The 11,622-nt window shown below is 54.3% G+C and carries 11 protein-coding genes; 7 read left to right on the forward strand and 4 right to left on the reverse strand.

Going from position 1 to position 11,622, the window contains the following annotated elements; all coding sequences use genetic code 11:
- Nucleotides 1-155 precede the first annotated feature (155 nt).
- The 5 genes from RQ738_RS11815 (at nucleotide 156) to lexA (ending at nucleotide 3,751) form a co-directional block, all read left to right on the forward strand.
- Nucleotides 156-668, forward strand: coding sequence for an ATP-dependent zinc protease (locus RQ738_RS11815; protein WP_314165430.1), 513 nt, complete (start codon nucleotides 156-158; stop codon nucleotides 666-668).
- 93 nt (nucleotides 669-761) lie between these two features.
- Nucleotides 762-1,574, forward strand: a complete 813-nt coding sequence (locus RQ738_RS11820; RefSeq protein ID WP_314165431.1) for a hypothetical protein — start codon at nucleotides 762-764, stop codon at nucleotides 1,572-1,574.
- Nucleotides 1,575-1,742: 168 nt separating this feature from the next.
- Nucleotides 1,743-2,366: an adenylyl-sulfate kinase gene (cysC, locus tag RQ738_RS11825; protein WP_314165432.1), complete on the forward strand. Its 624-nt coding sequence runs from the start codon at nucleotides 1,743-1,745 to the stop codon at nucleotides 2,364-2,366.
- 52 nt (nucleotides 2,367-2,418) lie between these two features.
- Entirely contained in the window at nucleotides 2,419-3,075 is a 657-nt protein-coding gene (locus RQ738_RS11830) for a pseudouridine synthase (RefSeq protein WP_409929551.1), read from the forward strand.
- A 205-nt stretch (nucleotides 3,076-3,280) separates the two neighbouring features.
- A complete protein-coding gene (gene lexA, locus RQ738_RS11835; RefSeq protein WP_314165435.1) occupies nucleotides 3,281-3,751 on the forward strand; it encodes a transcriptional repressor LexA in 471 nt (156 codons plus the stop codon).
- 22 nt (nucleotides 3,752-3,773) lie between these two features.
- Here lexA and RQ738_RS11840 read toward each other — a convergent pair whose 3' ends face one another.
- From RQ738_RS11840 to RQ738_RS11850, 3 genes are read right to left on the reverse strand one after another with little or no spacing between them, the layout of a single operon-like run.
- Entirely contained in the window at nucleotides 3,774-4,508 is a 735-nt protein-coding gene (locus RQ738_RS11840; protein ID WP_314165436.1) for a pirin family protein, read from the reverse strand.
- A gap of 11 nt (nucleotides 4,509-4,519) precedes the next feature.
- Nucleotides 4,520-5,503 carry a glutathione S-transferase family protein gene (locus tag RQ738_RS11845; RefSeq protein WP_314165437.1) on the reverse strand — a complete coding sequence of 328 codons (984 nt, stop codon included), beginning with the start codon at nucleotides 5,501-5,503 and terminating at the stop codon, nucleotides 4,520-4,522.
- 45 nt (nucleotides 5,504-5,548) lie between these two features.
- Nucleotides 5,549-5,929, reverse strand: a complete 381-nt coding sequence (locus tag RQ738_RS11850; protein ID WP_314165438.1) for a DoxX family protein — start codon at nucleotides 5,927-5,929, stop codon at nucleotides 5,549-5,551.
- 122 nt (nucleotides 5,930-6,051) lie between these two features.
- On the opposite strand from RQ738_RS11850, the gene RQ738_RS11855 reads away from it, so the two are divergent.
- A complete protein-coding gene (locus tag RQ738_RS11855; protein WP_314165439.1) occupies nucleotides 6,052-6,945 on the forward strand; it encodes a LysR family transcriptional regulator in 894 nt (297 codons plus the stop codon).
- 6 nt (nucleotides 6,946-6,951) lie between these two features.
- On the opposite strand, the gene RQ738_RS11860 is transcribed toward RQ738_RS11855, so the two are convergent.
- Nucleotides 6,952-11,022, reverse strand: coding sequence for a hypothetical protein (locus tag RQ738_RS11860; protein ID WP_314165440.1), 4,071 nt, complete (start codon nucleotides 11,020-11,022; stop codon nucleotides 6,952-6,954).
- 361 nt (nucleotides 11,023-11,383) lie between these two features.
- Between RQ738_RS11860 and RQ738_RS11865 the strand changes: the two genes are divergently transcribed.
- Nucleotides 11,384-11,563, forward strand: coding sequence for a hypothetical protein (locus RQ738_RS11865; protein ID WP_314165441.1), 180 nt, complete (start codon nucleotides 11,384-11,386; stop codon nucleotides 11,561-11,563).
- Nucleotides 11,564-11,622 lie beyond the last annotated feature (59 nt).

The raw sequence follows: 11,622 nt of genomic DNA on the forward strand, positions 1-11,622 counted from the left end.
CCAATTTCCAGAAAACTATCTCTATTGCTCCAAATTCGCTATATTTTTACCCACTAATTTTTCCGAAGAGCCAATAATTTATATATTGGTGGTTTTGGCAGGTGGCGCGATAATCGGCCGGAGAATGCTGCCGAAAGGCTTCATCGGAGACAGATATGACAGTAACCTGGACAAAAAAAAGCACCTTGGCAGCCACGCTGGTCGCGATGATGATACTGATTTTTTCCTCCTCCGGTGCATTTGCGAAGCAGCTCATTGGCTGGCTGGAAAAAGTCACACTTGTCGATCCGGGTATGGTGTTACATGCAAAGATCGATACTGGTGCTGATCACTCGTCATTAAATACAAGCGATTATAAAATTATAAATATTGACGGTGTGAAATGGATTCAATTTAGTGTGCAAAACAGGGACGGCGATACGGCCGTTTTGAAAACGCCTTTGCTCAGATTTTCAAAAATAAAGCGTAAAAATACGCCTTCCCAAAAACGTCCAGTGACGAACCTGGGGATTTGTATTGGAAGTATATATAAGGTTGTTGAAGTCAACCTGGTCGACAGAAGTAATTATAAATATCAGATGTTGATTGGTAGAAGTTTTCTTAATGGCAATTTAGTTGTGGATTCTTCCCTTGAATATACTATTAGCCCATCATGCAAACCCGAATAAAGCATCCTTGAAACTTTCTGGCATGTCTATAACATAGGCTCTTTGGAGAACAGAATTGGCGCTGTGCATACCTTTATTGATTTATAAAATCCGATGATTAATTTTTTTAGCAGAAGCCCCGTACTTGATTCCGCCGCATCACAATGGCTGTTTGACGCCTTTTCCTGGGCATTACGCAATTTTGATGCGCAGCTGTTTTATAACCACACCACCTTGGTACTGCCAACCAATGACTGCTTCCCGGGCATGGCTGATAGCCCCGATACCATGGCTAACCTGATTCTTGAACAGGTAAAAAACTATGTCGGCGTTAGCCATTGGCCAACACGGCTGGTTGCCGAGGGTGCGCTGGTACCGGCCGAGGCGGTACAGTATGAAATCTGGGGTGCGCTGCGCGACCCCTACGGCGTTGCCGATGAGAGTATTGGCGAAGAAGGGCGTTTACCCATCCTCTATAACCCACAACAGATAACGAATCCGGAGGGACTGATTGCGGTTTTTTCGCATACCCTTGCGCATCACCTGGGACAAATGGCAGACGAAGCACCTCCCGGCGGCGCGGAGCATTGGCCGCATGTGACCGAACTATTGGCCATCTACACCGGCTTTGGCGTCATGTTTGCCAACAGCGCCTTTACCTTCCGCGGTGGCTGCGGCAGTTGTTACAACCCGGCGGCAAACCGCGATGCCTGGCTCTCTGAACGCGAGGCGACTTATGCGCTGGCGATCTTTGCCGTTCTGAAGGCAATACCGGTCTCGGCTGTCACCAGGTACCTGAAAGGGCATTTGCGCGGCGTTTTCAAGCAGGCGATGAAGGAAATCAATGCCCGCCCCGAAGACTTGCAACAGTTGCGTCACAACGCTTCCGGGACCCATTCGCTCTCCAGCCAGGGAAGCCCTGCATGATCTCATGCCTGCTCATTCCCTGCCAGGTGGGAAGCTGGCCACAGAGCATGTCTTTGGACAGCCGGATGACGATGACCTAAAATGGCATGATAAACATAATAGATATTTACTGGGGACCGGTAACGTCAATGACGCTATAGTCTTCCTATGAACGGTAAAAACAAATCAATGAGCAAGATAAGCAACAATGCCGTCTGGCACAACGCTACCGTTACCCGCGAACGTCGTGAACAACTGAATGGTCATAAAAGTGCCATTCTCTGGTTCACCGGTTTATCGGGTTCGGGCAAATCCACGCTCGCGCACAGCATAGAAGAACGCCTTCACCAAATGGGCTGCAAGACCTTTGTCTTCGATGGTGATAATGTCCGTCATGGTCTATGTGGTGATCTCGGGTTTAGCGATAACGACCGCAAAGAAAACCTGCGGCGCATCGGCGAGATGGTGAAGCTGTTTCTTGAAGCCGGCACCATCTCACTCACCGCCTTTATTTCGCCCTTTAAAGAAGACCTCGCCAGAATCCGCGCAATGGTACCGGCAGACGACTTTGTGGAAATATATTGCCGCTGCCCGATCAGTGTATGTGAAGCGCGTGACGTAAAAGGCCTGTATAAAAAAGCCAGGGCAGGCGAGATACCCCATTTTACCGGCATCAGCTCCCCTTATGAAGAACCTGAAAACGCCGATCTCGTGGTCGACACCGACGGGTCTGTTGGCCTTGACGAAACCGTTGCAAAGATACTTGCAGTGCTACGGGAAAGAGATATCCTGAAAATCGAGCCGGGTGAATAAATTCCACTTTGCCTGGCTGGCCGGCCAGGCTGGATAGTAGATGTGCCTTTTCATGTTGCCATATAATCCCCCTCCGCATAACAGGCTGGATATTCTCTATCAGGATGCGTTCTTGCTGGTGATAAACAAGCCTGCCGGCGTGCTTTCCGTGCCGGGCAGGGGGCCTGACAAGCAGGATTGTATGATTTCCCGTGTCCAGGCGAGCTATCCGGATGCGCTCATCGTTCATCGCCTGGATATGGCGACCTCCGGGATACTTGTTCTGGCGCTCGATGCGGACACGCACCGGCAACTGAGCCGCCAGTTTCAGCAACGCGAGGTGAGCAAGCAATACATCGCAGTCGTGACCGGCAGGCCTACCCCCACGGCGGGCTTGATCGACAAACCCATGATTTGTGACTGGCCGAACCGGCCGCGGCAGATAATCGACTACGAGCAGGGTAAGCCGGCACAAACCCGCTATGAAACCCTCGAATATATGCCTGCCAGTGATACCAGCCGGGTCCTGCTCAGCCCGGTCACCGGCCGCACCCACCAGCTGCGCCTGCACATGCAGTCGATCGGGCATGCCATACTCGGTGACGGGCTGTATGCGAGCCCGGCGGTGATCGCGGCTGCCGAACGCTTGCTCCTGCATGCGTCCAGCCTGTCATTCCCGCATCCGGCTAACGGGGCCAGGATTGTTATCGAATCCGCCGTACCATTCTAATCAGCTGTTATAACTTGACGGTGACGGGATTGCATTGCGGCAAAAACACATAATGACAGCACTTGCCATGATCGAGCATTTTCTTACCCGGCAGGGGGAAAGGGGCTGGATTCGGGATGCAAAACTCGCCAGTTTCCGACCTTGGCGAGGATTGCAATATCATAAAGAACAGGATATTGTAGGCAAAAGCTCAGAGGTTGAATAAATGTCTAACGTTAACTATTTGATTCCAAAGAACAATCGCCCGGTGTGGGTGCCTGATCTAGAGGCGCTGGATATCTCGCCCGAATCGATGACCGAGATCCCGGTACTGGGCTGGGTTGCTGCCGGGCAGCCGGTTGACCTGAGCGAAGACCAGGAACACCTGAGCGTGCCGACCAACATGGTCCGCAAGAACAGCTATGCCTTGCGCGTACGCGGACATTCCATGATCGATGACAATATTCAGGATGGCGATGTGATTGTTGTCGAGAAACGTGAGACCGCGGCCAATGGTGAGTCTGTCATTGCCATGATCAACGGCGAAACCGTTACCCTGAAGAAGTTTTACGTTGAAAAGGACGGTATCCGCCTGCAGCCGGCTAACCCGGCAATGGCAGCCATCTGGTTGCGTAACGAGGAAGTCCAGATCCTCGGCATCGTTACCGGTGTTATCCGCCAGATGGATACCATCTAGTTAGTCCTTCGTCCGGTCATTTCTAGTCTACGAACGGACCATGTTGCCTGATGGGTTCATTATGTGGCTGACCAAAGCACAACATAAAGCGCGATTTTTGTTGCGCAACAATTTCTAAAACACCGATATCTTCCATAAAGATGGCTGTGCCGGCACCAAGCGCATTCCCGGCCAGAGTGATTTTGCCCGCCACCACGTAAACCAGGCCACGAAAGCCTCTGTTTATTACTTCACTGAATTCTGCACCGGCATCAAGCCGGACATCAGCATAACGCACAGGGGTTCGCAGCTGAACCGGGGAGTCCGCGCCGACGATATTCCGCACCACGGCCTTGCCGATTTTGTGCTCGGGCATATCCGGCGCATCAACCTGTTGATAGTCGGGTTCGATTTCTTTCAGGCCTTGCGGCAGGTTGACCCAGAGCTGAATGCCACTGCTCTTGCCGTCTTTGCCGGGCATTTCTGAATGTACAATGCCGCGGCCGGCAGTAAATCGCTGCACACCACCTGCGGCAACCGTGGACTGGTTGCCAAGGTTATCGGTGTGCTGCATGCTGCCATCGAACATATAGGTAATCGCCTCGAAGCCCCGATGCGGGTGATCCGGAAAACCCGTGCCTGCGCCAATACTGAAATGATCCCACAGCACAAACGGATCAAAGTTCATGAACCGCGGCACAGGCATGAGGCGCCGGACGGTAACACCCGCGCCCTCCATGGTTTCCGTGGCTTCACGTAGCGCATGGATATGCGGCATGTTATTTCTCCTTATGAGTCAAAACGGCCACGGTCATGCGCGGCAGTATACTCGAGCAGCGGACCTTTCGGCACGATACCACTCGGATTGAGGAATTCATGACTGCTATAATAATGCAGCTTGATATGTTGCATGTTAACCGTTGCCGCAATACCCGGTTGTTGATAAAGATCGCGCAGGTAATTTGACAGGTTAGGGTAATCGGCAATCCGATAAAGATTACATTTGAAATGCCCGACATATACCGGGTCAAAACGCACAAGCGTTGTAAATAGCCGCCAGTCGGCCTCGGTTATGCACCCACCGACCAGGTAACGTTGTTCACTAAGACGACTTTCCACTTTATTCAGCGCATTAAAGAGCCGATCAAAGGCCTGTGCATAGACTTCTTGTGTGGTCGCAAAACCGGCCTTGTATACCCCGTTATTAATAGCGTCATATATAAATGCATTTATTGCATTGATATCGTCATGCAATGCAAGTGGATACAGGTCAACACTGGCCTCGCCCCATTCATCAAAGGCACTATTGAGCATGCGAATGATATCGGCAGATTCATTATTGACGATGGTCTTGCGTTGCTTGTCCCACAGTACCGGGACGGTGACGATGCCGGAATAGTCGGGATCGGCAAGGGTATAGACCTGGTGCAGGTAATCAAAACCATTCGGCCCATCGACAGTTGCCCCGGGGTATTCGGCAAACTGCCAGCCCTGTTTGCCCATATAGGGATGCACGACAGAGACAGAAATAACGTCTTCAAGTTTTTTCAGGGTGCGGAAGATAAGCGTACGATGCGCCCACGGGCAGGCATAGGAAATATACAGGTGATACCGGCCTGGCTCAGCCTTGAAACCGCCTTCGCCACTGGGCCCCGGGGCACCGTCCACGGTGACCCAGTTGCGAAACTGTGAGTCCTTACGCACAAATGCACCACCTTCCTGTTCAGACTCGAACCAGTCTTCACGTAAACTACCTTTTATCAGCAGGCTCATTATTTCTCCTCGGTCCTGTTACTGAAGTCAGTGCGGCCACAGCCTTTAACCATTTGCCCGATTGTCGATGCTGATGGTGCCCTGCATGCCGTGCGCGGTGAGCAGCAGCAGGCCGCCGGCGATGGCGAGATTTTTCATCAACATGATCATGGCCGTCTGGTCGGAAAAATCAGCATGAAAGATGAGTGCCGACAGAACAGTGAAGCCGGCGAGCGCCAGTGAAACAACGCGTGTCTGCCAGCCGGCGATGAGGGCCAGCGCGCCGCCGATCTCGAGTGCGATGACCAACGGCAGCAGGCCACCCGACACGCCCATGGCCTCCATATAACCCTGGGTAGCGGCATAGCCGCCAATCTTGTTGATTCCGGCTATCAGGAATATCTGTGCGATAAGTATCCGTCCTGCCAGGCTTATGAATTTGTGCATGTTTTTGTCCTCGGTAATGAACTGGTTTTATGTGGTTACGGCCTGAAATATACATTGCCCCTATAAATAAAAAAGCGCAAAATCCAGCTCTTAATAATCGAAATATTAGATATATTGTTGCTATGAGTCATCCTCGCGTAACCCTTGAACAATGGCGGGCCTTGCAGGCGGTCGTTGATAACGGCGGCTTCGCGCAGGCGGCAACGGCACTGCACCGTAGCCAGTCCTCGGTCAGTTATACGCTGGCAAAGTTACAGGAACAGCTGGGCATCCCGGTGCTGCGCATCGAGGGCCGCAAGGCCATCCTGACCGATGAAGGTGAAGTACTGCTGCGTCGCGCCAGACACCTCCTGCAAGAGGCCATCGAGCTGGAACAGTTTGCCGCTGGCCTGGGGCTCGGCTGGGAAACGGAGGTGCACCTCGTTGTCGATGCCGCCTTTCCCACTGACCTTTTGCTACGCGCCCTAAGTCGCTTCGCGCCACGTAGTCACGGTAGCCGTGTGCAACTCAACGAAGTCGTATTGTCCGGGGCGGAAGAGGCGCTGGCGCAGGGGAGTGCGGATCTGGTTATCGGAGCCAGCATGCCTGCCGGCTTTCTCGGCGACCCCTTGCTCGATATCGAATTTATCGCTGTTTCCCACGCCAGCCATCCACTGCAACAACTGCAGCGTCAGATAACGACCTCGGACCTGGAGCGGGAACTGCAGATCGTCATTCGCGATTCCGGTGTCCGCCAGCAACGCGACGTCGGCTGGCTCGGTGCCGAGCATCGCTGGAGCGTCAGTAGTATGGAAACGGCAATAACGGCGGTGGTCGATGGGCTTGGTTACTGCTGGCTGCCGGAACACAGTATTTGCAAGCAACTTGAAGCCGGTGTGCTCAAAGCCTTGCCCTTGCGCGAGGGTGGCCGCTACAAGGCGACCCTCTACCTGGTTTACGGCCAGCCAGGCGAGCCGGGGCCCGGGACACAGTTGCTGGCAGAATTGTTGCGCGACGAGGCGCGAGCCAGGCCCTAGTCGAGCTTATTTTTTCTCCTGCCGTTCATCTCCGCCTGCGCTTTCTACAATCTTTGTGGTCTTGCGCCACAGGCCTGCCGTCGAGTAACAACCCCAGCCCCATTTCAACCAGCGCAGCAGGGCAAATGCCAGCCATAAGGCCCAGGCCAGCATCAATATGCGGTATACGAGCATCGGCACCGACAGCACCCAGGCAGATTGCGGGATCGCTGCGACACGATCCTGGTACCAGTTCATGTTGTAGGCCGATGAACCATTGCCGGCGACGATCATGTCAGGGTGCCCAAGCAGGCCTTGCTGAACCGCAAAGACCAGTAACCAGAGTGCCGTGAGTGTCAACAGACCCAGCATGACCTGTATGGCATTGAAATTGGTATTGCTAACCGTCGATTGCAGACGGCAGCGTGCGCCCAGCGCCAATAACCAGCCAACCACGATAAGACCGGCGATCACCGATACCTGGCTCAGGCCGATGGCTAATAACAGCCATTGCCAGCTACCGAGTGGTGTTACTTTGGTGCGACCGAGAACAAAGGCTATGAGGACGATAACGATCAGCACGCCCCAGTACAATACGGCCGGGCCGAGACGTGGTCCACCGGTTAACAGGACCCAACGATCATGACCCAGTTGCAGATTGACACGATGATTGACACTGGGGAGGCCGAGACCTATCTCGTCGGTCCGGTAACGCAGGGATACCGGGCGGCTATCCCGCCACTTCAGATTGAACTGTTGCTCACCGGGCACAATCGGCAAGGTGACACGGCCAGCTTCCTGGCGTATCGGCTGCGCGCGGCCGTTAATGGTTACACTCTGTAATTCAACGGCTTCGGGCAGCGTCAGGGTATGCTGGCCACCCTGGCTGCTGCGCAGACTGACTTCCAGTGCACTGGCTGTGGCCCGTTTGCCGGGCTTGATGGTTAAGCGGCTGTCGTCAATGGTCAGCGTTTGCCCTTCAACACCTTGTGGCCGGGTAATCATCAGGCTGGCCGTTTCACCCGCGTAAGGCCGCCATTCCGGTAACCACTGCCCGGCACGATCAAGGTGATGCACGACCGGAATCCCTCCCAGCTCGACGTGCCAGAGAGGACTGATGTCGGCACGCCAGACCTCGGTCCACTGCGTGGTTTCTGCCGCTTGCAGCTTCAGGACATCCTGCTTCTCGAGTGTAGAGAGCCAGTGCATTTGTGACTGTTCGGGCGACATGCTTATCTGCACCTGGCCATTCTCTACGCGGACATCCTCGGTAATAACCGACTCGCCCGCAAGCAAAGGAAACGCCATGGCGATGGCATTGCCCGTTGGCGAGACACGTTGCACGAGGGTTTCCACCTGCCAGTCCAGACCGAGCCGGAAGGTCCGGTAGACAACCGCAAAGGTGGGTAACACACCGGGTGCCAGGGTATCCCTTTCTGATCCTGCCTGTCCGGACTGCAAGCGGGTCAGTTGCAACTGTCGATCCGGGACACCATTGTCATTCACCCCGGCAATTGTCCAGCCGTGTGCCGTGACCTCAACAAGGTGTGGGGTTAATGGCAGCGGCAGGGTAAAACTGTTGCGCGCTGGCATAACTCCACGCATGATCACCTGGTGCAGACCCTTGCCAACATTCATCCATAACTCCCCGGCCGGGTTGCGGTACAGGCCATCGGCACTCTCGCCGTCCAGTGATACGGTTTCCGGTAACCATTGTTTTACATGCGCAGGTAAGGGTATGGCCGTATTCGCCTGTGCATGCACAGCCATCGTCAGCGTCATTATGTCGTCTTCTGCATGCAATGACAGAGCAGGGGACTGTGCGCAAGCGGGCAGGCAGTCCGGCGGTGCTGTCAGGCGTGTCTTGAGTTCTGTCAGGCGTGTCTTGAGTTCTGTCAGGAGTTTCTCATCCGGGAAAGCGGCCTGTGCATCACTCATGCTGAGTGGTAACAGTGCCGCCAGTAACATGACGGGCATCAATCTACTTAGCTTGAAACTGAAGCCGCTGTCTTTACGGTAGTCGATACCAAACAGATAGATCGAGAAAGCGACCAGCAGAATAACGCGCAAGAAGCTCAACACGAGATTCATGCCCGGCGTAATAAACATCACATCGACCTGTTGTTGCTGCGAGACAGGCCCATTCCAGGTCAAGGGTATAGAACGCCAGTGCCATTGCGGCAAGCCCGGTCCGGTCTGGATGTTCGCCTTCGGGTCAATTTTTGACAACGGCACATTGCGGGCATGAACACTCTCGCGAATGCTGCCATAACTGTTGAACAAGCCGTCCTTGCTCAAGATATCTTCCGGCGCGCGGGCTTTCCCGGGACTGGCTACTTTGCTTTCCGCTGTTTCAGGCGCCTGGCTGACAGTGTATGCCTGTCTCTGTGTCTGCATCTGGCCGGGGAATTCGAGTTGCGGATAAATGCCGGTGCGGATCTCATTCACCATGAAGGGCACAGCGATAAGGATCAGGGCAACCAGACTGATAGCGCGATAGGTCCGCATAATGCGGGCAAACACCCCGTCCGGCAGGACCCGCAGCAGGGCAATCGCGGCAAGCAGGTTCAGGAAAATATATGTCGGCGCCAGCGGCTCATGCCAGAGCAGGGTAACCGTGACCAGCGCGAGCAGGCCATAGCCCCAACTCCACATGCGCGCCGCGGACAGCCCGATGATCAGGACCAGGAACAGGTCGAGCAACGTCCAGCGCTGCAGCCAGGAGTGTGGCACATTGTCGGTACCGCGTACCGAGAAGACATCCCAGCCCGGCGGCAGGTGCAGGTTCGCACGCACTGACTGAAAGTCCTGCTGCCAGCCGGCAGCCGGTATGCTGTTAATGTTGGCGTTCATTCGACTGTCCGCCACCAGGTGTAGGCTGCCGCGGCGCACTTCGACACCATGGGAGGCCTTGTCCGGTAGGGTGGTAATAAACTGTGGCTCGCCATCAATCACAACACGACCGGGTTGCAACACCGGACTGGCCTCGAGTCGCCAGTGCTGCGTGATACTTCCCTGTATCGTGTCCTTGACGGTGTAGCCACCGCCCTCGTGATCCAGCCAGAGTTCACGATTGAGAGACAATTGATCCGGGGCCGGCACAGGGTCGCCCCGGCGAACCTGTTTGAAAAGCATGCTGGTGGCCGGGGTTACGCGGTAGGCCGGGAACTTGTGCCACTCGGCAGGCAGGCTGGTTTGCCGGGGGTCGACTGTCGGCACTCCCTTGATTTCCACCAGGCGTAGATGATTCTGTGCCCCGAATGACCAGATCTCACTGTCCGGCCAGGGCGAGGGATTATTCGCCATCGACAGTTCTGTTACTTCACTTGCGGCCCTGGCGAGAACATCAATAGTCCACTTGCCCGGCCGCAATTGCACACGTAGACGGCCATCTGGTTCCAGACGAGAGGGCAGGCGGCTGGTTACCTGTAAGGGTATAAATCCATCCAGTAGCGCCTTGCCAACGACCGCCTCGCGCTGTTTGCCGGCGACGTTGACTACCAGACGTGTAGTGACTCGTTGCGGAACAAGATCGTTAATATGCCGGAAGACCTGGATTTCCAGGTGGTCACCGTCCCTGTCCTTGACCTGCTTGTCGGCATCGCGTTCGTGCAGCCACAGTTTGCCGTTCGCATCGACATCCGGCACCCGGATACGCTTGCCACTAACAACAAGTTCGATGATCCCCGTATCGGAAGGGATGAATAATGACTCTGGCATCTGCGACCACTTGAATTGCCCCGCAAGACGGTGCTTACCTGCACTGACCCTTACCGCGGGCCGGCCATTGCGGATAATGACAACGGCATCCTCGCCGTCGAGCTTGACCTCCTGGGGCCATTGTTCCGCTGCGCCGGGCAGGGTGAGCCAGCTTTCGGTATAGGCATACCATTGCTGTGAAAATGTGCCCGCGGAAGATCCCAGCTCAAGTGTCAACGCCGCCGGCCAGGCGCAGCGTCTTTGTCCAGCGTCATGGTAAACAAACGGGCAATGCAGCGATTCCTCGCCAAACAGCACCCAGTCAGCCCATGGCTTCAGTTCATCCGGAACCTGCTGCATGAGGATCGGGTTGGCAGCCAGGCCGGTATTCAGAGTCAAACAAGCCAGAAATATTATTATGAGCCGGATACTGCGCATGACGATCACCGTTTGTTTGTATTTCTTGTTTATAAACGTGAGCCGATGGCAGGCAAAACCGCCTCCAACCAGGCTACGAAAAGGATGACTTTTTTATTATGTTATTAGTGGTATAACCAAATCATGGTCCCTTCGCAACCTTCATTGTGCAATTAGCAAACACCCTCATCTTGTGCTCAATCTACCCTTGCATTGATTTCAGAGTAACCTGAAAAGGGGGAATAATTTGACTGCATATTATAACATGTTATAATATGTTCAATTATTAAGCTATTTCAATTAATTTTCAATAAGTTAGACAGAAAAGGCGAGGAGAAAGAGTGTGATAGGTTTTGGAAGTGAAATGTACCTTGCCGCCGTGGCAGTCCTCGTCGCAGGCTTCATCCGCGGGTTTTCAGGCTTTGGTGCCGGCATGATCCTGGTGCCGGTTTTGAGCCTGCTCTACAGTCCGGTGGTGGCAGTGGTTACCGTTGCGCTTCTCGAACTGAGGTTCCCCCAATAAAACGGACGATTTAATTACCGGTAGCTCGTTCTTCGTACTCCACCGGCGTCATATATTGT

The sequence above is a fragment of the Sulfuriflexus sp. genome, assembly GCF_032250955.1.
Taxonomy (GTDB): Bacteria; Pseudomonadota; Gammaproteobacteria; order AKS1; family AKS1; genus Sulfuriflexus.